Origin of the sequence: Pseudooceanicola sp. LIPI14-2-Ac024 (assembly GCF_042188925.1) — a bacterium.
Lineage (GTDB): Bacteria > Pseudomonadota > Alphaproteobacteria > Rhodobacterales > Rhodobacteraceae > Pseudooceanicola.
The window spans coordinates 4,138,020-4,157,968 of sequence record NZ_CP170102.1 but is presented as its reverse complement, the minus strand read 5'-3'; the positions used below and the strand labels follow the sequence as shown (position 1 = coordinate 4,157,968).

Annotated in this window: 19 protein-coding genes; 4 read left to right on the top strand and 15 right to left on the bottom strand. The window is 67.9% G+C overall.

Features of this window, described 5'->3' with window-relative positions; all coding sequences use genetic code 11:
- Nucleotides 1-7 precede the first annotated feature (7 nt).
- The 4 genes from ACE2AC_RS20410 to ACE2AC_RS20395 form a co-directional block, all read right to left on the bottom strand.
- Complete coding sequence (locus tag ACE2AC_RS20410; protein WP_375689746.1) at nt 8-604, bottom strand: TetR/AcrR family transcriptional regulator; 597 nt, start codon at nt 602-604, stop codon at nt 8-10.
- A gap of 88 nt (nt 605-692) precedes the next feature.
- Nucleotides 693-1,778: a DUF2235 domain-containing protein gene (locus ACE2AC_RS20405; RefSeq protein WP_375689744.1), complete on the bottom strand. Its 1,086-nt coding sequence runs from the start codon at nt 1,776-1,778 to the stop codon at nt 693-695.
- Complete coding sequence (locus tag ACE2AC_RS20400; protein ID WP_375689742.1) at nt 1,759-4,053, bottom strand: xanthine dehydrogenase family protein molybdopterin-binding subunit; 2,295 nt, start codon at nt 4,051-4,053, stop codon at nt 1,759-1,761. Before ACE2AC_RS20400 ends, ACE2AC_RS20405 begins: the two co-directional genes overlap by 20 nt.
- Before the next feature lie 69 nt (nt 4,054-4,122).
- Nucleotides 4,123-5,247 carry a type III PLP-dependent enzyme gene (locus ACE2AC_RS20395; protein WP_375689740.1) on the bottom strand — a complete coding sequence of 375 codons (1,125 nt, stop codon included), beginning with the start codon at nt 5,245-5,247 and terminating at the stop codon, nt 4,123-4,125.
- A 110-nt stretch (nt 5,248-5,357) separates the two neighbouring features.
- On the opposite strand from ACE2AC_RS20395, the gene ACE2AC_RS20390 reads away from it, so the two are divergent.
- Nucleotides 5,358-5,792 (top strand): Lrp/AsnC family transcriptional regulator, encoded by a 435-nt coding sequence (locus ACE2AC_RS20390; RefSeq protein WP_375689738.1) that lies wholly within the window; start codon nt 5,358-5,360, stop codon nt 5,790-5,792.
- Nucleotides 5,793-5,962: 170 nt separating this feature from the next.
- Entirely contained in the window at nt 5,963-8,278 is a 2,316-nt protein-coding gene (locus tag ACE2AC_RS20385) for a Tex family protein (protein ID WP_375689736.1), read from the top strand.
- Nucleotides 8,279-8,320: 42 nt separating this feature from the next.
- Here the strand turns inward: ACE2AC_RS20385 and kynU are convergent, their stop codons facing one another.
- The 5 genes from kynU to ACE2AC_RS20360 are packed head-to-tail and all read right to left on the bottom strand — an operon-like array spanning nt 8,321 to nt 11,444.
- Entirely contained in the window at nt 8,321-9,514 is a 1,194-nt protein-coding gene (kynU, locus tag ACE2AC_RS20380; protein WP_375689734.1) for a kynureninase, read from the bottom strand.
- Nucleotides 9,511-10,344, bottom strand: coding sequence for a tryptophan 2,3-dioxygenase (locus ACE2AC_RS20375; protein ID WP_375689732.1), 834 nt, complete (start codon nt 10,342-10,344; stop codon nt 9,511-9,513). The genes kynU and ACE2AC_RS20375 overlap by 4 nt, the downstream gene beginning before the upstream one ends.
- Nucleotides 10,345-10,375: 31 nt before the next feature.
- The gene (locus ACE2AC_RS20370; RefSeq protein ID WP_375689730.1) at nt 10,376-10,612 is read right to left on the bottom strand and encodes an Lrp/AsnC ligand binding domain-containing protein; all 237 of its coding nucleotides are present in this window, start codon (nt 10,610-10,612) and stop codon (nt 10,376-10,378) included.
- An 11-nt stretch (nt 10,613-10,623) separates the two neighbouring features.
- Nucleotides 10,624-11,019, bottom strand: coding sequence for a RidA family protein (locus ACE2AC_RS20365; protein ID WP_375692149.1), 396 nt, complete (start codon nt 11,017-11,019; stop codon nt 10,624-10,626).
- A gap of 5 nt (nt 11,020-11,024) precedes the next feature.
- Nucleotides 11,025-11,444: an acyl-CoA thioesterase gene (locus ACE2AC_RS20360; RefSeq protein ID WP_375689728.1), complete on the bottom strand. Its 420-nt coding sequence runs from the start codon at nt 11,442-11,444 to the stop codon at nt 11,025-11,027.
- A 185-nt stretch (nt 11,445-11,629) separates the two neighbouring features.
- Here ACE2AC_RS20360 and ACE2AC_RS20355 point away from each other — a divergent pair, with 185 nt between their 5' ends.
- Nucleotides 11,630-13,918: a bifunctional salicylyl-CoA 5-hydroxylase/oxidoreductase gene (locus ACE2AC_RS20355; RefSeq protein ID WP_375689726.1), complete on the top strand. Its 2,289-nt coding sequence runs from the start codon at nt 11,630-11,632 to the stop codon at nt 13,916-13,918.
- Nucleotides 13,915-14,664 carry an SDR family NAD(P)-dependent oxidoreductase gene (locus ACE2AC_RS20350; RefSeq protein ID WP_375689724.1) on the top strand — a complete coding sequence of 250 codons (750 nt, stop codon included), beginning with the start codon at nt 13,915-13,917 and terminating at the stop codon, nt 14,662-14,664. The genes ACE2AC_RS20355 and ACE2AC_RS20350 overlap by 4 nt, the downstream gene beginning before the upstream one ends.
- Nucleotides 14,665-14,850: 186 nt before the next feature.
- Here the strand turns inward: ACE2AC_RS20350 and ACE2AC_RS20345 are convergent, their stop codons facing one another.
- Genes ACE2AC_RS20345 through ACE2AC_RS20320 form a run of 6 tightly spaced genes read right to left on the bottom strand, consistent with a single transcriptional unit; the run spans nt 14,851 to nt 19,924 of the window.
- Nucleotides 14,851-16,098 carry a flavin-dependent oxidoreductase gene (locus ACE2AC_RS20345; protein WP_375689722.1) on the bottom strand — a complete coding sequence of 416 codons (1,248 nt, stop codon included), beginning with the start codon at nt 16,096-16,098 and terminating at the stop codon, nt 14,851-14,853.
- A gap of 4 nt (nt 16,099-16,102) precedes the next feature.
- On the bottom strand, nt 16,103-16,549 hold the full coding sequence (locus tag ACE2AC_RS20340) for a cupin domain-containing protein (protein WP_375692148.1): 447 nt from the start codon (nt 16,547-16,549) through the stop codon (nt 16,103-16,105).
- Nucleotides 16,550-16,576: 27 nt separating this feature from the next.
- Nucleotides 16,577-17,263, bottom strand: coding sequence for an ABC transporter ATP-binding protein (locus ACE2AC_RS20335; protein ID WP_375689720.1), 687 nt, complete (start codon nt 17,261-17,263; stop codon nt 16,577-16,579).
- Nucleotides 17,263-18,018: an ABC transporter ATP-binding protein gene (locus tag ACE2AC_RS20330; protein WP_375689718.1), complete on the bottom strand. Its 756-nt coding sequence runs from the start codon at nt 18,016-18,018 to the stop codon at nt 17,263-17,265. The genes ACE2AC_RS20335 and ACE2AC_RS20330 overlap by 1 nt, the downstream gene beginning before the upstream one ends.
- A complete protein-coding gene (locus tag ACE2AC_RS20325) occupies nt 18,015-19,007 on the bottom strand; it encodes a branched-chain amino acid ABC transporter permease (protein ID WP_375689716.1) in 993 nt (330 codons plus the stop codon). The genes ACE2AC_RS20330 and ACE2AC_RS20325 overlap by 4 nt, the downstream gene beginning before the upstream one ends.
- Nucleotides 19,007-19,924, bottom strand: coding sequence for a branched-chain amino acid ABC transporter permease (locus tag ACE2AC_RS20320; protein ID WP_375689714.1), 918 nt, complete (start codon nt 19,922-19,924; stop codon nt 19,007-19,009). Before ACE2AC_RS20320 ends, ACE2AC_RS20325 begins: the two co-directional genes overlap by 1 nt.
- Between the last annotated feature and the right edge of the window lie 25 nt (nt 19,925-19,949).

Genomic DNA, 19,949 nt, shown 5'->3' with positions numbered 1-19,949 from the left:
GTCCTTTCTATGCGCCCGGGATCAGGCGCGTCCTAGTGTCCTCCAGCGCCCGGCTGAGCGGGCCCTGGTCATGCGAGAGTTTCGACAGGATCGCGGCCCCCAGCCACTGCGCGTAAAGCGCCTCGGCCACGGCCTGCGGATCAATTTGCGGGATGAGGGAGCCGTCTTTGCCACCCTCCCTCAGCATCTGCGCCAGCCTGCCCGTCAGGGCCTTCACGCCCGCGTCCAGCACGGCGCGCATCGCCTCGGACAGGTCGGCGACCTCGGCGCCCAGCTTGACCACCAGGCAGGTGCTGACCAGCCCCGCCTCGCGTTCCTGGTCGACCCAGGCGGCGCAGAAGGCCATCAACTTGTCCGCCCCCGTCGCGTCTCGCGCCAGAAGCGCATCGACCTGCGACAGGTAATCGGCCACGTAATCCTCGAGCAGCGCCTGGCCAAACGCTTCCTTGGAGGGGAAGTAGTAATAGAACGACCCCTTCGGCACGCCGCTTTCCTTCAGCAGCGTCGACAGTCCGACCGCGCCGAAGCCGCCCGTCGTCACCAGCCGGCGGCCGGTGGCGAGGATGGTCTGGCGGGTCTGGTCGGACTTGGTCAGGCGTGTCATGCCGCCCAGATGGGGCGGATTAGACCAGTCGTCTAGTAGACGGTCGGTCTATTTTTTGGATGACGTGGCGGCACGGGGCCGGATGGCGCTAGCCCGCGCCCTGCGTCCGGCGGATCACCGGCGTCACCGTGGGCATCCTCAGCCCGCGCGCCACGGCCGTTTCGTGCAGCCGTTCCGACCGATCCGCCCCGACCACCCGGCGCTTGCGCAGAAGGAACAGCTTACCCAGCCCCTGCCACGTCCCGATCGAGGGCGCGTTCACATCCGTCGGATAGCGCGCGCGCCAGCCCTCGGGCAGGGTCAGGCCGCAGACCTCGGCCTGGGTCAGCATCCAGACCAGCGGGATGTTCGACAGCCCACGGGCCTCCTCCTCCCCTCCAAGCTGGCCGCCGACATCGCCGTGGGTGCCGGCGAACCAGACCTGTTCCAGCCGCCCCATCCAGTCCTCGTCGCTGGTCCAGAGCAGCGGCTCATACGCCTCGCGCGTCTCTTCGCAGGCCAGCGCGTGGAACCCGGCCTTCACGCAGTCGGCCAGGTGCAGGTTGTGGAATTCATGGCTGCGCTCAGTCAGCATCCAGATGAACGGCAACCGGATGCCGAGCGCCTTGACCGTGTCGAAGGCGCCGATCATCTCGACCTGCACATGCTCATGGCAGAACGCCTCGGCAAAGGCGTCGGCTGCCTCGCTCGCCGCCCCGGCGCGGTAGTGGCGATAGGCCAACTCGACATTGCGTTCGGTCGCGGCCTCGGCCTTGAGCAGGCCGACCCGGTCGATCACCCCGGCCAGCGAACGCACCGCGAAGGCGCCGCGCGAATAGCCGAAGAAGAAGATGCGGTCGCCCGGCCGGTAACGCGAGGCGAGGTAGCCATAGGCGCGCTTGATCTGCCGGTTGATCCCCTTGCCGACGATCACGTCCCAGCCATGGCGCCAGGTCTGCCACTGGATCCCGGCCTCGTAATAGATCGACAGGTCCGCGCCGCCGCGTTCCGACAACAGGCGGTAGATCAGCCCGACGTTGGTTTCCTCGCCGGGCTGGAGCGTCGACATCGTGCCGTCCAGGATGATCACATGGGTGACCGGTCCGCGCGTCCTCGGCCGCTGCGGGCGCTTGGTGCGCTCGGCAAATCCCGGCCAGAGCCGGGAGAGGATCCTGTCACTCAGCCGCCTGAACATGGTTCAACATCGTCCAGACCCGCCCCGGCGTGAACGGCATGTCAGCCTGAGTCACGCCCCGGCAGGCCAGAGCATCGGCCACCGCATTGGTCACCGCCGCCATCGAGCCGACGGTCCCCGCCTCGCCGCAGCCTTTCATCCCCATCGGGTTCGCGGTGGACGGAACGGGTTCGCTTGTGAAAGAAATGAACGGCATGTCGGACGCGCGCGGCATCGCGTAATCCATGAAGGTCGCGGTCAGGAGCTGGCCGTCCTCGTCAAAGGCCACGCGTTCCATCAGCACCTGTCCCGCGCCCTGCACGACGCCGCCATGCACCTGCCCCTCGGCCAGCATCGGGTTGATAAGATTGCCGAAATCGTCGACCACCGTGTAGCGCACCAGCTGGGTGAAGCCGGTTTCGGGATCGACCTCGACCTCGGCGATATGGGCGCCGTTGGGATAGGACCGGCCCGGCAGCTTGGCGGTCGAGCGGTGCGCCAGCAGGTCCGTGCGCCCCTTCTCGCGGGCCCATTCGGCGACGTCCATCATCGAGGGCGCAGCGTTCGACCCTTCGATCCGGAAGCTCTCGTCGTCAAAGCTGATCTTGTCGGGATCGACCTCCATCACCTCGGCCAGGAAGCCGGTGAAGGCCTCGATCATCGTCTCGACCGTGGCCAACGTCGCGTTCGACTGCGTGGTGACCGAGCGCGAGCCGCCGGTGCCGCCGCCGGTCTCGATCCGGTCGCTGTCGCCCTGCACCACACGGATCAGGTCGGCGGGAATGCCGGTCTGGTCGGAGAGGAACTGGGCATGGACGGTTTCGTGCCCCTGCCCGTTCGACTGGGTGCCCACGTAGATGTTCACGGTGCCCTCGTCGGTGAACTCGACCTTCGCGGCCTCGCTCGGGTCGCCGAGGATAAACTCGATGTAATAGCAAAGCCCCAAGCCGCGCAGCTTGCCCGCCGCCTCGCTCTTCTCGCGCCGGGCGTCAAAGCCGTCGCGGCCGGATTTCGCGACCGCCGTGTCGAGCACCTTGTTGAAGTCGCCCACGTCGTAGTTCTCGCCCGAGAAGCTCTTGTAGGGGAACTTGGTCGTCGGAATGAAATTCTTGCGCCGCAGCTTCCACGGGTCGACCCCCAACTCGCGCGCGGCAAGGTCCATGGAGCGTTCGAGCAGGAAGATCGCCTCGGGCCGGCCCGCGCCGCGGTAGGCGTCGGTCTGGGCGGTGTTGGTGTAGTAGCCCTCGGCCTCGAGGAACACGTCCTGGATGTCGTAGACCCCGGTCACCACGCGGGCAAAGAGGAAGGTCTGGATCGCCTGCCCGAAGTTCGAGTTGTAGGCGCCGAGGTTGTAGCGCGTCTTGACGTGGTAGGCGATCAGCTTGTGATCCTCGTCGAACCCCATCTCGACATCATGTTCGAGGTCGCGCGCCCCGTTGTCCGACAGCATCGATTCCGTCCGATCGGCGATCCAGCGCACCGGCGTGTCCAGTGCCTTCGCGGCAAAGCAGCAGGCGATGTACTCGGGGTAGGTCTTGGCCTTCATGCCGAAGCCGCCGCCGACGTCCGGATGCGTCACCCGCACATTGTCGGGCTCGAGCTCGAAAAGGCGCGCCACCTCTTTCTTCGGCCCCCAGACGCCCTGCCCGCCGAAGGACAGGTGCATCCGCGTGCCGTCCCATTCGGCAAAGCAGCCGCGCGGCTCCATCGCGACGACCATGCAGCGGCTGTCGACCACGGTGGCCCGCATCACGTGCGCCGCGCCGGCCATGGCCGCCGCGACCGTGTCGCCGTCGCCCTCGATCCAGTCGACGCCCAGGTTGCCAGGCGCTTCCGGGTGCAGGTCGGCCGCGCCGCGCGCCAGCGCCATCTGCGCCGGCAGGTCATCGATGTCGAGCTCGATCAGCTCGGCCGCGTCGCGGGCCTGCGCCAGTGTCTCGGCAACGATCAGCGCAACCGGTTCACCGACGTAGCACACCTTGCCCTCGGCCAGGATCGGATGATCGACGCTGGCGCTGTTCGAGCCGTCGCGATTCTTCATCACCGTGCCGGCCAGGCGCCCGGTCAGCCCCACCGCGTGCAGGTCCTCGGACGCCACCACAAGGCGCACGCCCTCGGCCTCGCGCGCGGCTTCGAGATCGAGGGTCGCAATCGTGCCATGGGCCACCGGGGACCGCAGGAAATAGGCAAACAGAGCCCCGTCCGGCGCCACGTCGTCCACGTAGCCGCCCCGCCCGGTCACAAGCCGCGGATCCTCGAACCGCTTGACCGGTTGGCTCTTGCCGAACTTCTCCATGGCGTTCCCTTTCCTGCCGTTCCCCCCGGACCCTAGCGGCTCGCGCCCCCATGTCCAGAGCAGGCGGGATCAGAGCCGCGCGACCGTCACGGGATCGCCGAGTCCGTAGCCGTTGAACCGGGTCCCGATGGCGAGGGAATAGGCACCCATGCCCCCGATCAGCAGGTAATCGCCCTCGTCCATGTCGGCCGGCAGCGCCATCTGGCCGGGCAGCCGGTCGAGGCTGTCGCAGGTCGGCCCGAAGACCGTCCGCGGCACGCCCGCCCCGCCGCGCGGGGTGCCGTCGGGCGCGATCACCCGCACCCGGTCGGTCGGGCCGATGTCGCGCAGTTCCGACAGACCGCCGTAGATTCCATCGTTGATGTAGACCCGGCCATCGGCGCGCACCGCCTTTACCCGGGTGGCCAGGGTAAAGGCCTCGGCCACCATCGCGCGCCCCGGCTCGCAGACCAGCGCCGGCGTGTCGTCGCCGAACGCCGCGCGGACCGACGCGGCGATCGCGTCGAAGAAGCGGTCCAGTTCGGGCGCCGTGCCGTCCCGGTGCGCCGGAAAGCCGCCGCCGACGTTCAGCCGCGCCAGCCGGACACCGGCGCGCCGCGCGATCTCGGCCGCCGCACGGATGTAGACGTCCCAGGCCGCCGGATCGGCGCATTGCGTGCCGGGGTGAAACGTCATCGCGGGTGACAGCCCCGCGGCAGCCACCTGGCGCAGCAGCACCTCGGCCGCTTCGGGCATGGCACCGAACTTCTCGCCGAAATCATAGGCCGCGCCCGCCACCGGCAGCTTCAGCCGCACCGCGACCTCGCCGCCCTTCGCGGCCGCGCGGATCTTCGCGAACTCCGCCGGATCGTCCACCGACCACGAGGTCACGCCATGGGCCACCGCCGTCTCTACCTCCTGCCGGGACCGGACGGGGTTGTTGTAATGCAGCGCCGCCTCCGGCGCGATCCGGCGCACCGCGGCCATCTCGGCCGGGCTGGCCACGTCGAACCCCGCGACGCCCGCCGCGGCCAGGTTCTCCAGCACCTCGGGCCGGTCGTTCGCCTTCACCGCATAGGTGGTGAACCCCGGAAAGCCGTCGAGGAACCGCCGCGCCGTGGCCTGCAGCCGGGTGGGAGAGAAGTAGATCACCGCATGATCGGGTCGCACCCGTGCAATATGGGTGACGGGATCGGCCATGTGGAAATCGCGCATGCTCTGCCTCCTTGGGGGTGTTTTCCCCAATGGTGGAGCAGGTTACTGTCGATTTCCCTAGGCGGATCGCCCATACTGCCATCAATTTCCGTCAATATGCCGAAAGCGCCATGCAACCCGACGACACCGACCGTGCCCTGATCGCCCTGCTGACCGAGAACGCCCGCCTGCCGGTGACCGACATTGCCCGCCGTCTCGGCCTAGCGCGCACGACGGTGCAGGCGCGGATTGACCGGCTCGAGGCGCAGGGCCTGATCGCGGGCTACACCATTCGCCCCGGCCGCGCGCTGTCGCCGCCGCTGCGCGCCACAGCCCTCGTCTCGGTCGAAAGCCGCAGCCTGCCGACACTGCTGCAGCGCCTCAGGGACATCCCCCAGGTCGAGCAGGTGCACACGCTGTCGGGCCGGTTCGACCTGATGATCCGCATCGCGGCCAATGACACCGAAACGCTCGACCGCATCCTCGACCGGATCGGCGACGCCCCCGGCGTGCGCTCTTCGGAAAGCCTGATCCACCTCTCGACCCGCATCGACCGCACCACCTGACGCCGGGTCATCTAGCCAGGAGGACTCCGGGAGGAGGCGGGCCGCAAGGCCGACGGGGCACCGCCCCCTCCCCCTCTCTCGGCCCCTTCCCGCCCGCCGCGCCGCTTGCCCCTTCCCCGCCATCGCGCCCGCGTCTATGAGGGGCCCTCGACAGGCAGGAGAGGTTTCGAATGGATCGCGCGACCCGCATCAACCAGACCATCGGCGGAGAGATCGGTGCCGCCGCCGCACAGGTGGCCGCCGCGGTGCGCCTGCTGGACGAGGGCGCGACCGTGCCCTTCGTGGCGCGTTACCGGAAAGAGGTGACCGGCGGGCTCGACGACACGCAGCTGCGCACGCTCGCCGACCGGCTGGGCTACCTGCGCGAACTGGACGACCGCCGGGACGCCATCGTCAAGTCGATCACCGAGCAGGACAGGATGACGGACGCGCTGGCGCTGTCCATCGCCCGGGCCGAGACCAAGGCCCAGCTCGAGGACATCTACCTGCCCTACAAGCCCAAGCGCCGGACCAAGGCGATGATCGCGCGGGAGAACGGGCTGGAGCCGCTGCGCGACGCGATCATGGCGGACCGCACCGCCGACCCCGAGGCGCTGGCCGCGGCCTATGTGACCGAAGCGGTGCCAACGACCAAGGACGCCCTGAGCGGCGCGCGCGACATCCTGACCGAGGAGCTGGCCGAGAACGCAGAGCTGGTCGGCGACCTGCGCGGCTTCCTGCAGAAGGAGGCCATCGTCACCGCCAAGGTCGTCGCCGGGCAGGAGGAAAAGGGCGCCAAGTTTTCGGACTATTTCGACCATTCCGAGAAATGGGCCGACATGCCGTCGCACCGGGCGCTGGCGATGATGCGGGCGTGGAAGGAAGGCGTGCTGCAACTCGACATCGGCCCGGATGCCGAGGTCGGCCAGCCGCGATGCGAGGACATGATCGCCGCCCGCCTGCACTTGACCGGCACCGGCCCGGGCGACCGCTGGCTGCGCGGGGTGGCGACCTGGACCTGGCGGGTGAAACTCGCCTCGTCGATGATGCTCGACCTGATGGGCGACCTGCGCGCGCGGGCGCACGAAGAGGCAATCGCCGTCTTTGCCCGCAACCTCAAGGACCTGCTGCTGGCCGCCCCCGCGGGCTCGCGCCCGACGCTGGGCCTCGATCCGGGCATCCGGACGGGCGTGAAAGCCGCCGTGGTCGATGCCACCGGCAAGCTGGTGGCGACCGAGACGCTCTATCCCTTCCAGCCCAAGAACGACCTGCGCGGCGCGCAGGGGGCGATCATGGGCCTGATCGCGAAACACGGGATCGAGCTGATCGCCATCGGCAACGGCACCGCCTCGCGCGAGACCGAGAAGATGGTGGCCGACACGTTGGCCATGCTGCCCCCGGGCGTGCAGAAGCCCACCAAGGTGATCGTGAGCGAGGCCGGCGCCTCGGTCTATTCCGCCTCGGAACTGGCCGCGCGGGAATTCCCCGACCTCGACGTCAGCCTGCGCGGCGCGGTCTCCATCGCCCGCCGGCTGCAGGATCCGCTGGCCGAGCTGGTGAAGATCGAACCGAAAAGCATCGGCGTCGGCCAGTACCAGCACGACGTGGACCAGCACCGGCTTGCGAAATCGCTCGAGGCCGTGGTCGAGGACGCGGTGAACGCGGTCGGCGTGGACCTCAACACCGCCTCCGCCCCGCTGCTGGCGCATGTCTCGGGGCTGGGCCTGGGCCTGGCCGAGGCGATCGTGCTGCACCGCGACCTGAACGGCGCCTTCGCCTCGCGGCAGGACCTGCTCAAGGTCTCGCGCCTCGGGCCGCGGGCGTTCGAGCAATGCGCGGGCTTCCTGCGGATCACGGGTGGGGCCGAACCGCTCGACGCCTCCTCGGTCCACCCCGAGGCCTATGACGTCGCCCGCCGCATCGTCGCCGCCTGCGGCCGCGACCTGCGCACGATCCAGTCCGATCCCAAGATGCTCAAGGCGCTGAACCCCGGCCAGTTCGCCGACGACCGCTTTGGGTTGCCGACAGTGCGCGATATCTTCGCCGAGCTGGAGAAACCCGGCCGCGACCCGCGCCCCAGCTTCAAGACCGCGACCTTTGCCGAGGGCGTGGACGACATCAAGGACCTCAAGCCCGGCATGAAACTGGAAGGCACGGTGACCAACGTCGCGGCCTTCGGCGCCTTCGTCGACATCGGCGTTCACCAGGACGGCCTTGTCCATGTCAGCCAGCTGGCCGACCGCTTCGTCAAGGACCCGCACGAGGTGGTGAAGGCCGGCGACGTCGTGCAAGTCCGCGTGACCGAGGTCGACGTGCCGCGCAAGCGGATTGGGCTGAGCATGCGCAAGGACGGCGGCGCCTCGGCCAAGGAGGATCGCAACGCCCGCAACGCCCCCCGGCAGAAGGGCAAGCAGACGCACCAGGCCGGGCCGAAGGGCGGCGGCAAGGGCAACGACCAGCCCGGCGCACTTGGCGCCGCGCTGCTGGATGCGTTCAAGAAGACCTGAGACGGGATGGGGAGGCCAGGCGCCTCCCCTGCCCTATCCGGGTCAGGTCACCCGGCCGGTCCTGCGATATGCCGGGTTGTCCCAGAGCCGCTGGTCGATGACCTCGGCCAGGATCTCGACCGCGCGGATCACGTCGCCCTCGTCGATGTAGAGCGGCGTGAAGCCGAAGCGCATGACATCCGGTGCCCGGAAATCCCCGATCACGTCCCGCGCGATCAGCGCCTGCATCGCGGCATAGCCGTGTTCGAACGCGAACGAGACCTGGCTGCCCCGCACCGACGCGTCGCGCGGGCTGACCAGTTGCAGCTCAGGGCACTTCGCCTCGACCTCGGCGATGAAGAGATCGCAGAGCCGGACCGAGGCCGCCCGCAGGTCCGCCATGTCGACCCCCTCCCAGGCGTCGAGAGCGACTTCGAGCGCCGACATCTGCAGCACCGGCGGGGTGCCGACGCGCATCCGCTCGATGTCCTTCGCCGGGCGATAGCTCTGCTCGAAGGCAAACGGCGCATCGTGGCCCAGCCATCCCGACAGCGCCGGCTGGATGGTGTCGACCAGGTCCGGGCGGACATAGATGAACGCGGGCGCGCCGGGACCGCCGTTGAGGTACTTGTAGGTGCAGCCGACCGCGAATTCGCAGTTCGACGCGGCCAGGTCCACGGGCACCGCGCCGGCGCTGTGCGCGAGGTCCCAGATCATCACCGCGCCCTCGACATGGGCCTTGCGGGTGATCGCGGCCATGTCGTGCATCCGGCCCGTCCGGTAGTCCACCTGCGTGATCATCACCGCCGCAACTTCGTCGGTGATCGCGGCCTCGACCTCCTCGGGCGCGACCACGCGCAGCTCGTGCCCCTTACCGAGGTGCCGGATCAGCCCCTCGGCCATGTAGAGATCCGAGGGGAAGTTGCCGCTGTCCGACAGCACGACCTTGCGTTCCGGCCGCATTTCCAGCGCCGCGGACAGCGCCTGGTAGACCTTGAGCGACAGCGTGTCGCCCATCACCACCGAACCCGCCGGCGCACCGATCAGGCGGCCGACCCTGGTCCCGACCCGCACCGGCTGTTCCATCCAGTCGTCGAGGTTCCAGCCCTTGATCAGGTGTTGCCCCCACTGCTCCGCCACGACCGAGGCAAGGTGATCCTTCACCGCCACCGGCAGCGGGCCCAGCGAGTTGCCGTCGAGATAGATCATGCCCTCGGGCAGATCGAACAGGTCCTTGCGCGGAAGGGATGCGGTCATAGCTGGCCTCGCAGGTTCCAGAGTTCGGGAAAGAGCTCGACCTCCAGCATCCGGCGCAGGTACATGACCCCGCTGGTGCCGCCGGTGCCGCGCTTGAAGCCGATGATGCGTTCGACCGTGGTGACGTGGTTGAACCGCCAGCGGCGGAAGTAGTCCTCGAGGTCGACCAGTTTCTCGGCCAATTCATAGAGCGACCAGTAGCGCGCCGGATCGCGGTAGACCGCGGTCCAGGCGTCCATCACCGCCGGATCGGCCTGATGTGGCGCGTCGAGGCGATAGACCTCGGGCGCGAAGATGACCCCCAGCTCGCCCGCCAGCCGGTCCAATGCGACGTGGTAGAGCGACTTGCGCCCCAGTTCCTGCGTCAGCATGGCGTGCAGCTCGGGCCGGTGTTCGTGCACCTTCATCATCGCGGTGTTGCGGTTGCCCAGGATGAACTCGATCAGCCGGTACTGGTGCGACTGGAACCCCGAGGATCGGCCCAGCTGGTCGCGGAAGGCCGTGTATTCGCTGGGCGTCATCGTGCGCAGCACGTCCCAGGCGCTGTTGAGCTGCTCGAAGATCCGCGCGACCCGCGTCATCATCTTGAACGTCGGCTCCACGTCGCCCCGCGCCAGCGTCTCGCGCGCGGCGTTCAGCTCGTAGAGCGCCAGCCGCATCCACAGCTCCGACGTCTGGTGCTGGATGATGAACAGCATCTCGTCATGGGCGTCCGACCGCAGCTTCTGCGCGCCCAGGATCGGGTCGAGCGAGAGGTAGTCGATATAGCTCATGTCCTCGGCAAAGGACATCTTGGCCCCTTCGCCGCTAGGGTCATAGGCGCCGGTCATGGCGCGCCTCCTTCGGTGGTGGCGGTGGTCCTCAGAACACCTTGAAGGTCATCGTGGTCAGCGTGCGCTCGATCCCGGGCACCTTGAAGATCGTGTCGTGCAGGAAATGACCGATGTCCTTGTCCTCGGGCACGTAAATCTTCACCAGCAGGTCGAACTCGCCACTGGTCGAATACAGCTCGGAATGCACCTCGTGCAGCGCGATCTCGTCCGCGACCTCGTAGGCCTTGCCGGGTTTGCACTGGATCTGGACAAATACGCACTGCATCTGGGTCTCCTTCACGCGCTGGCGGGCAGAACGGCCGTCGCCTCGATCTCGACCTTGGCTTCGTCCTCGACCAGCGCGGCGACGACGACCATGGTCATTGCCGGAAAGTGGTAGCCCATCACCTCGCGGTAGGCCATGCCCACCTCGGCCTGGTGGGCCAGGTATTCCTTCTTGTCGGTCACGAACCAGGTCAGGCGGGTGATCATCTCGACCGTGCCGCCCGCCGCCTCGACCACGTCGCGGATGTTGCGCAGCGCCTGGGTCATCTGGCCGATGAAATCATGCGCCTCAAAGACCTGCTGGCCGTTCCAGCCGATCTGGCCACCGACGAACAGGACCTTGCCCTCGGCCACGACGCCGTTGGCGTAGCCCTTGGCGGGCTTCCAGCCCTCGGGATGAATGATCATGGTGCTCACGCCGCGTCCTCCGCATAACTTTCCAGCACGGCGCGCACCCTGTCGGGCCAGCGCCGGGATTTCATCTTGTCGAGATCGACCAGCACGAGGGTCCCGCGCACTGTCAGCCGCGCCTCGCCCCCGCCCGCCGCGCGGATCACCATGTCGGCGCTGGCGCCGCCGGTGCGGTCCACCGCCAGGGTCCAGTCCAGCACGTCGCCCAGCCGGGACGGCGCGTGGAAATCCACCGCGATCCGGCCCATCGGCACGCCCAGCCTTTCCACGATGTGCATCTGGTGGAACGACCACGCGACCGCCTGATCGAAAAAGGTTTCGACCACCGCGTTGATCATCTCGAAGTACCTCGGGTAGAACACGATGCCCGCCGGGTCACAGTGCTGGAACATCACCGGATTGCGATGCGCAAAGACCGCCATGTCCCTCTCCCCTGTGCCGTAAGCCTTGGCGCGGACGCCCTTTCTACCCTGGCAGGAGGCCCTGCCGCTCAGGCTCACCTTCGGCCAGGGACATAGAAATTTCAAGCCTAAAGTTTTAGGCTTGAAATTTCTTCGGAGGGCGTGGAAGATTTCCGAAAGGACCACGCCTTGAAGGAGGGAAGCGCATGAAGACCGTCTGCATCGGGGGCGGGCCGTCCGGCCTCTACTTCGCGATCAGCCTGAAGCTCCGCCAGCCGGAGGCCGAGGTGCTGGTGATCGAGCGCAACAAGCCCGACGACACCTTCGGCTGGGGCGTGGTGCTCTCGGACGAGACGCTCGACAACCTCGCGGTCAACGACCCCAAGAGCGCCGCCGCGATCCGCGAGCACTTTGCCTACTGGGACGACATCAAGGTGGTGAAGGAGGACGTGGCGATCACCTCGTCCGGCCACGGCTTCTGCGGTCTGGGCCGCAAGCAGATGCTGCTCATGCTGCAGGAACGCGCCCGCGAACTGGGCGTCGAGATGCGGTTCGAGACCGAGGTCGACGACCTCGACGCGCTCAAGGCCGAATATGACCTCGTGGTCGCCGCCGACGGGATCAACTCCAAGACCCGCACCCGCTATGCCGAGGCCTTCAAGCCCGAGATCGACACCCGTGCCTGCAAGTTCGTCTGGCTCGGCACGCATGCGAAGTTCGACGACGCCTTCACCTTCATCTTCAAGAAGACGGACCACGGCTGGGTCTGGGCGCATGCCTACCAATTCGACGCCGACACCGCGACCTTCATCGTGGAATGCGCCGAGGACACCTGGCGCGCCATCGGCTTCGACACGATGAGCCAGGACGAGTCGATCGCCACCTGCGAACGCATCTTTGCCGACCACCTCGGCGGCAATCCCCTGATCTCGAACGCGAAACACCTGCGCGGCTCGGCCTGGCTGAACTTCAACCGCGTGCTCTGCGAGAAATGGCACCACGAGAATGTCGTCCTGCTGGGCGATGCCTCGGCCACCGCGCATTTCTCGATCGGGTCGGGCACCAAGCTGGCGCTGGAATCGGCCATCGCGCTGGCCGAACTGGTCAGCACCAAGCCGACGCTGGAACAGGCGTTCGAGACCTACCAGGAGGATCGCCGCCTCGACGTGCTGCGCCTGCAGTCGGCGGCCCGGAACTCCACCGAGTGGTTCGAGGATGTCGAGCGCTACCTGCACCTCGACCCGGTGCAGTTCAACTACTCGCTTCTGACCCGCTCCCAGCGGATCAGCCACGAGAACCTGCGTATGCGCGATCCCGAATGGCTCAAGAGCGCCGAGGAATGGTTCCAGGCCCAGGCAGGTGCCAACGGCAAGCACCGCGCGCCGATGTTCGCCCCCTTCCGGCTGCGGGACATGGCGCTGAAGAACCGCGTCGTCGTCTCGCCCATGGCGCAGTACAAGGCCGTCGACGGCTGCCCGACCGACTGGCATTTCACCCACTACGCCGAACGCGCCAAGGGCGGCGCCGGGCTGGTCTATGTCGAGATGACCTGCGTCTCGCCCGAGGGCCGGATCACCCCCGGCTGCCCCGGCCTCTACGCGCCCGAACACGAGGCGGCGTGGAAACGTCTGACCGGCTTCGTGCACGCGGAAACCGACGCCAAGCTCTGCATGCAGATCGGGCATTCCGGGCGCAAGGGCTCCACCCAGCTGGGCTGGGAAGAGATGGACGCCCCGCTCAAGGACGGCAACTGGCAGACCGTGTCGGCCTCGGACCTTCCCTGGGCCGAGGGGCACGCGAAGCCCCGCGTCCTCGACCGGGCCGAGATGGACGCGATCCGCGACCAGTTCGTCGCCGCGACCGAGATGGCGGATCGCGCCGGCTTCGACATGGTCGAACTGCACGCCGCGCACGGCTACCTGCTGTCGTCCTTCATCTCGCCCATGTCGAACACCCGCAGTGACGAATACGGCGGCAGCCTCGAGAACCGCATGCGCTACCCGCTCGAAGTCTTCCGCGCCATGCGCGCCGCCTGGCCCGAAGGCAAGCCGATGTCGGTCCGCATCTCGGCCACCGACTGGGTCGGCGACCGCGGCGTCGAGGGCGAGGAAGCGGTCGCGATCGCGGCGATGTTCCGCGAGGCGGGCGTCGACATCGTTGACGTCTCGGCCGGGCAGACCAGCACCGAGGCGCGGCCGGTCTATGGCCGGATGTTCCAGACCCCCTTCTCGGACCGGATCCGGAACGAGGGCGGGATGCCCACCATGGCGGTCGGCAACATCTACGAACCCGACCACGTGAACTCGATCCTGATGGCGGGCCGCGCCGACCTCGTCTGCCTCGCCCGCCCGCACCTGGCCGATCCCTACTGGACCCTGCACGCGGCGGCGGCATTGGGCGACGAGGAGGCCGCATGGCCCCTTCCCTACCTGCCGGGCCGCGACCAGATGCGGCGGCTGGCGGAGCGCGGCGAAGGCCTCGGCATCCGGGTATGACGGACCTCTCAGGCAAGCGCGCGCTCGTCACCGGCGGCGGTGGCGGGCTGGGCGCCGACATGGCGCGCGGGCTGGCCGCCGCCGGGGCTGAGGTCTGGATCGCCGGGCGTCGGCTTGAGGCACTGGAACAGGTCGCGGCCACCCACCCCGGCCTGCACCCTGTCACGGCGGACGTGACCGACGAAGCCTCGGTCGCCGCGATGTTCGAGGCCGCCGGGCGCTGCGACATCGTGGTGGCCAATGCCGGCGCCTCGGAAAGCGCGCCCTTCGGCAAGACCTCCCTCGACGCCTGGAACCGGATGATCGCGGTGAACCTCACCGGCGCCTTCCTGACACTCCGCGACGGCGCACGGCAGTTGGCGGATGCCAAGTGGGGCCGGCTGATCGCGGTCGCCTCCACTGCCGGGCTGAAGGGCTACGGCTATGTCTCGGCCTATGCGGCGGCCAAGCATGGCACCGTCGGCATGGTGAAGAGCGCGGCGCTGGAACTGGCGCGCAGCGGGGTGACGGTGAACGCGCTCTGCCCCGGCTTCCTCGAGACCGAGATGACCGATGCCTCGGTCGCCAACATCGTGGCAAAGACCGGGATGACGTCCGAAGCCGCCCGCGCCTCGCTTGAGAAGATGTCGCCGCAACGCCGCCTGATCCGCCCCCAAGAGGTGACCGCCGCCGCGCTCTGGCTCTGCGGTCCGGGGTCCGAGGGGATCACCGGACAGGCGATCTCGGTGTCCGGCGGCGAGGTCTGAAGCCTGCGCGCATTGGCCGGGCGGCCCCCGCCCTGCGCAACGGCGCGATCGCGGGGCGGTGGGGTGCCCCCCACCCGACCGCCCCGTAGGGTGCGTGCTCGCACGCACCTTCCTCTCACCCCCAAAACGCGGACAGGCCGGGCAAATTGCCCGGCCTGTCCCACCCCATGCACTCACTAAGAACCCCTACGAGGCCCGGCGCACCGCCGAGACCTTCGAGAATCCCGCCATCGAGGCATACCCCCCAACGATGGCCTTTCGATCCTCGTAACACAACACCTGGTCGATCGCCTTGAACCCGGCGGGGGCGCGTTTCTCGACCTCGTCGATCACCCGCTCGGGCCCGCCGACACGGTTGGTCTGCACCACGTCGGCCGTCTTGGGCAGGCGCTGCTTCTCATATTGCCACAGCGCGGCGCGCGGATGTTCGCCCTTGGCCAGCTCGTCCGCCAGGCAGCGCGCGTCGAGGATCGCCTGGCTCGCCCCGTTCGATCCCACCGGGTACATCGGATGCGCGGCATCGCCCAGCAGGGTCACCCGGCCGAAGGTCCAGCGCGGCAGCGGATCGCGGTCGGCCATCGGGTATTCAAAGATCGCCTTGGTCCGCCGCACCAGCGTCCCGATGTCCATGCCCGGCACGCTGAACCGCAGCGCATGCGGCAGCACCTCGGAGAGCGGCACCTGCCGCGACCAGTTGTCGGGCGGCGGCGGCGAAAGCTCGGGATCCTTGATCCGCACGTTCACCACCCAGTTCATCAGCTGGCGGCCCTTCACCGCGGGCGCGATCGGGTAGAGCACGAACTTGCCCCCCAGCCCGCCGCCGATGGCCATGCTCTCACCGTCTTCCCAGACCGGCATCTCGGTGGCACCACGCCACATCACGACACCCTGCCAGGACGGCGGCCCCTCGTTCGGATAGAACACCTTGCGGCCGGCGGAATGGATGCCGTCGGCGCAGATCAGCACCTCGGCCCGGTCACTGACGCCGTTGCCGCCCTCGACCGAGTCGGTGAAATGCGCGGTCACGCCGCTGTCGTCCTGCACGAAGCCGGCCATCCGGCGCCCGGTGCGGATCGCGTCCGGGCCCAGCCGTTCGATCACCGCGTCGTGGATGACCTTCTGCAGCCGCCCCCGGTGGATCGAGAACTGCGGCACCTCGTGGCCCGCGTGCATCCCGCGCAGCTCGGACCAGACCTCCTGCCCGTACTTGGTGAGATAGGACAGCTTGCGCGTCCGCACCCCCACCTTGTCGAGCTCGGAGAGCAGGCCGAGGTCGGCCAGCTCCCGGATCGCGTGCGGCAGGACGTTGATCCCGACGCCGACCTCGCGCACCTCGCGGGCGGCCTCGTAGATCTGCACCGGGATGCCGCGCGCGTGCAGCATCAGGGCCGTGGTCAGCCCCCCGATGCCCGCGCCTGCGATGATGACCTTCATCGGATCATGCCTCTTCGGGCGGCAGGAAATCCACCTCGTGCTTGGCCGAGATCGCCACCACGTCCGCCGGGTTCGGTTCCGGCCCGAGGTTGTGCAGCGCCCAGAACAGGTCATAGAGGCGGCGCGTCGGGGCGACCCAGAACAGGCACTTGATAGTGGTGTCGGTCTTGTTGAAGATCCCGTGCGGGATGCCCATCGGCAGGCGGATCGTGTCGCCCGGCTCGGCATAGGTCTCGACCCCGTTGAGCAGCAGGTCGAAACGGCCCTCGAGGACATAGATGAACTCGTCCTGGGTCGGGTGGATGTGCGGCGGCACAAAGGTGCCCTTGGGCAGGGTCGCGTGCCAGGCCATCGAGTTTTCCGATTTCAGCTTGGGCACATAGGTCTGGCCCAGGATGTTCCAGGAAATGTCTTCGATGCCGGAATTCGACTTGGTCACACCGGGGATCATGGTCATGGGAAGGCTCCTTGGTAGAACTCAGACATGCAGGAAACGGTCTTTGACGTCGGGCGTGGCGAGGATCTCGGCGGTGGTGCCGGTCCAGACGACCTTGCCCTTCTCGATCACCACGTGGCGATCCGCGAACTTGGTCAGCGCATCGACGTTCTTGTCGATCACCAGGATCGCCTCGCCCTCGTCCTTGAGCCGCGCGAGGCACGACCAGATGTCGGCCCGGATCAGCGGTGCCAGCCCCTCGGTCGCCTCGTCCAGAACGATCAGCCGCGGGTTGGTCATCAGCGCCCGGCCGATGGCCAGCATCTGCTGTTCCCCTCCCGACAGCTGGTTGCCCATGTTGCGGCGGCGTTCCTCGAGCCGCGGAAACAGCTCGTAGATCCGCTTCAGTGTCCACTTGCCCTTCCGGGCGGTGGCGCGCAGGTTCTCCTCGACGTTCAGCGTCGGGAACACCTGCCGCCCCTCGGGGACCAGCCCCATGCCGGCCAGCGCGATCCGGTGCGGTTCGGCCCCGGTCAGGTCGTGGCCGTCGATCTTCACGTTGCCGCCGCGTGGGCGCAGCAGGCCGAAGATCGACTTCACCGTCGTGGTCTTGCCCATGCCGTTGCGGCCCAGCAGCGTGACGACCTCGCCCTGCGCGACGCTCAGGTCGATGCCGAAGAGGATGCGGCTTTCGCCGTAGGCGGCCTCGAGGCCAGAGACTTCCAGCATCAGGCGACCTCCTCTTCTTCTTCGCCCAGGTAGGCGGCGCGCACCTGCGGGTCGGACCGGATCGCCTCGGGCGTGCCGGTGGCGATGATCTTGCCGTAGACGAGGACCGACACGCGATCGGCCAGCGCAAAGACCGCCTCCATGTCGTGCTCGATTAGGACCATGGTGAAGCGGCCCTTGAAACCCTTGAGCCGGTCCACGAAGGCCTCGGCATCCTCGCCGCCGACGCCGGCCAGCGGTTCGTCCAGCAGCAGGACCTTGGGTTCGGTCGCCAGCGCGATGGCCAGTTCAAGCCGCCGGTGTTCGCCGTGGCTGAGCGATCCGGCCCGCACATGCGCCCGGTCCTCAAGCCCCGCCTCGGTCAGCGCGGCCAGCGCCTGGGTGTTCAGCGCCTCCTCCTGCGCCACCGGCGCAAAGAAGCGGAAGCTCGACCCCGACCGCGCCTGCACGGCGACGGCCACGTTCTCAAGCGCGGTGAAGCCCGGCAGGATCGAGGTGATCTGGAACGACCGCGCCAGCCCCAGCTTCACCCGGTCCGGCATCGACAGGGCGGTGACGTCCTGCCCGCCGATGGCGACCGATCCGCCGTCCGACGCCAACTGGCCCGAGAGCTGCGAGATCAGCGTCGTCTTGCCCGCCCCGTTCGGCCCGATGATGGCGTGGATCTCTCCCGCCGCGACTTCGAGCGACACGTCGTCGGTCACCTTCAGCGCGCCGAAGCTCTTGGTCAGGTTCTTGACGGAAAGCGTGGTCATTCCTGCGCCCTCCCGAAACCGAGTTTCGCCAGCAGCCCGGTGATCCCGTGCGGCGAGAAGAGGACCATCAGCACCAGGAAGATGCCGAAGAGCAGCGGCCAGTGATCGGTCAGCATCCCCAGCCATTCCTCTAGCAGGAGCGCCACGACCGCGCCGCCGATGCCACCGGCCAGCGTGCCGACCCCGCCCAGCACGACCATCACGATCAGCTCGCCCGAACGGTGCCAGGACATGAAGGCGGGCGACACGAACTGCGCCTGGTTCGCCAGCAGCACGCCCGCGACCGAGGTGATGCAGGCCGAGATGACGAATGCGGTCAGCTGGAACCGGAACGGGCTGTAGCCCACGGCCTCCATCCGGGTGCGGTTCTCGCGGATGCCGGTGAAGACCCGGCCGAAGCGCGAGTTGACGATCCGGTTGCAGACCACGAAGAGCGCGATCAGCAGCGCCAGCGCGGTGTAGTAGAGCCCGTAATTGCTGCGCAGCAGATCCGCGCCGAACACGGTAGACCGCTGTGCCAGCGAATAGCCGTCGTCGCCGCCGTAGGCCGATAGCGAGATGAAGAAGAAGAACGCCATCTGCCCGAAGGCGAGCGTGATCATGATGAAGTAGACCCCCTGCGTCCTGAGCGAGATCGCCCCGGTCACCAGCGCAAAGCAGGCCGACATGGCGATCCCCGCCGCGATCTGCAGGAAGAGGTCGTTGATCCCGTAGCTCGACAGGATCGCCACCGCGTAGGCGCCGAAGCCCAGGTAGGCGGCGTGGCCAAAGCTCACCAGCGCGCCGAAACCGAGGATCAGGTCCAGCGCCATCGCCGCGATGGCATAGGCGAGGATCCGGGTGCCGATCAGCACGTAGAAGGGATCGTTCAACGCGGCCGCCAGCGGCGGCATCAGCGCGAAAAGGACAAAGAGCACCATCGCGGCCTTCACGCGTCCGGCCAGGGCCGGGGTGCGCAGGCTGCGGGGCATGGGCGTGGCGTCCGACATCATGCGCGCCTCCCGAAAAGACCGGCAGGCTTGGCGAAGAGGATCGCCGCCATCAGGATGTAGACCAGCATCGGCGCCAGCACGCGGCCCATCTGGCCTGCGGCGGCCGGTTCAAGAACCGAGCGCAGCAGGATCGGACCGAACACGCCGCCGAGCGTGTCGACGATCGCCACGATCAGCGCGCCGAGAAAGGCGCCCTTGACCGATCCGATGCCGCCAATGACCACGACCACGAAGGCGAGGATCAGCACGCTTTCCCCCATGCCGGTGTCGACCGACAGGATCGGCGCGACCAGCGCACCGGCCAGGCAGGCCAGCACCGCGCCCAGGGTGAAGACGATGGCGAAAAGCTTGTTGATGTCGACGCCGAGCGCCGAGACCATCGTGCGGTTGGTGGCCCCTGCCCTCAGCAGCATGCCGATCCGGGTATGGTTCACCACCACGTAGAGGCCGAAGGCCACGGCAAGGCCCGCAAAAATCACCGCGATACGGTAGACCGGGTACTTCAGCGGCCCCATCAGCGGGACCGACCCGGACAGAAGGTCGGGCATCGGCACCGACAGTGGCGAGGTGCCCCAGGTGATCTCGACCAGTTCGCTCACGATCATCACCAGGCCGAAGGTAGCCAGCACCTGGTCGAGGTGTGATCGCGCGTATAGCCTTCGTATGATGACGACCTCGATCACCAACCCCACGACGACCGCCGCCGGCAGCATCAGTAGGAGTCCCCACCAGAAACTGCCGGTCAGCGCCGCGAAGGTCGCGATCAGGTAGGCGCCCACCATGTAGAGGACGCCGTGTGCGAGGTTGATCACGTCCATGATCCCGAAGACGAGCGTGAGGCCCGCCGCGATCAGAAACAACAGAACACCCAGCTGAACCCCGTTCAGGAGCTGGAGAACAAACAGGTTCATCATGGACGCAATCCCCTCAACAGCTCAG

What these genes read in the sequence shown, in the direction of transcription:
- ACE2AC_RS20410 (WP_375689746.1), bottom strand. Translation starts at nt 604, where the DNA reads ATGACACGCCTGACCAAGTCCGACCAGACCCGCCAGACCATCCTCGCC.
- ACE2AC_RS20405 (WP_375689744.1), bottom strand. Translation starts at nt 1,778, where the DNA reads ATGTTCAGGCGGCTGAGTGACAGGATCCTCTCCCGGCTCTGGCCGGGA.
- ACE2AC_RS20400 (WP_375689742.1), bottom strand. Translation starts at nt 4,053, where the DNA reads ATGGAGAAGTTCGGCAAGAGCCAACCGGTCAAGCGGTTCGAGGATCCG.
- ACE2AC_RS20395 (WP_375689740.1), bottom strand. Translation starts at nt 5,247, where the DNA reads ATGCGCGATTTCCACATGGCCGATCCCGTCACCCATATTGCACGGGTG.
- ACE2AC_RS20390 (WP_375689738.1), top strand. Translation starts at nt 5,358, where the DNA reads ATGCAACCCGACGACACCGACCGTGCCCTGATCGCCCTGCTGACCGAG.
- ACE2AC_RS20385 (WP_375689736.1), top strand. Translation starts at nt 5,963, where the DNA reads ATGGATCGCGCGACCCGCATCAACCAGACCATCGGCGGAGAGATCGGT.
- kynU (WP_375689734.1), bottom strand. Translation starts at nt 9,514, where the DNA reads ATGACCGCATCCCTTCCGCGCAAGGACCTGTTCGATCTGCCCGAGGGC.
- ACE2AC_RS20375 (WP_375689732.1), bottom strand. Translation starts at nt 10,344, where the DNA reads ATGACCGGCGCCTATGACCCTAGCGGCGAAGGGGCCAAGATGTCCTTT.
- ACE2AC_RS20370 (WP_375689730.1), bottom strand. Translation starts at nt 10,612, where the DNA reads ATGCAGTGCGTATTTGTCCAGATCCAGTGCAAACCCGGCAAGGCCTAC.
- ACE2AC_RS20365 (WP_375692149.1), bottom strand. Translation starts at nt 11,019, where the DNA reads ATGATCATTCATCCCGAGGGCTGGAAGCCCGCCAAGGGCTACGCCAAC.
- ACE2AC_RS20360 (WP_375689728.1), bottom strand. Translation starts at nt 11,444, where the DNA reads ATGGCGGTCTTTGCGCATCGCAATCCGGTGATGTTCCAGCACTGTGAC.
- ACE2AC_RS20355 (WP_375689726.1), top strand. Translation starts at nt 11,630, where the DNA reads ATGAAGACCGTCTGCATCGGGGGCGGGCCGTCCGGCCTCTACTTCGCG.
- ACE2AC_RS20350 (WP_375689724.1), top strand. Translation starts at nt 13,915, where the DNA reads ATGACGGACCTCTCAGGCAAGCGCGCGCTCGTCACCGGCGGCGGTGGC.
- ACE2AC_RS20345 (WP_375689722.1), bottom strand. Translation starts at nt 16,098, where the DNA reads ATGAAGGTCATCATCGCAGGCGCGGGCATCGGGGGGCTGACCACGGCC.
- ACE2AC_RS20340 (WP_375692148.1), bottom strand. Translation starts at nt 16,549, where the DNA reads ATGATCCCCGGTGTGACCAAGTCGAATTCCGGCATCGAAGACATTTCC.
- ACE2AC_RS20335 (WP_375689720.1), bottom strand. Translation starts at nt 17,263, where the DNA reads ATGCTGGAAGTCTCTGGCCTCGAGGCCGCCTACGGCGAAAGCCGCATC.
- ACE2AC_RS20330 (WP_375689718.1), bottom strand. Translation starts at nt 18,018, where the DNA reads ATGACCACGCTTTCCGTCAAGAACCTGACCAAGAGCTTCGGCGCGCTG.
- ACE2AC_RS20325 (WP_375689716.1), bottom strand. Translation starts at nt 19,007, where the DNA reads ATGTCGGACGCCACGCCCATGCCCCGCAGCCTGCGCACCCCGGCCCTG.
- ACE2AC_RS20320 (WP_375689714.1), bottom strand. Translation starts at nt 19,924, where the DNA reads ATGATGAACCTGTTTGTTCTCCAGCTCCTGAACGGGGTTCAGCTGGGT.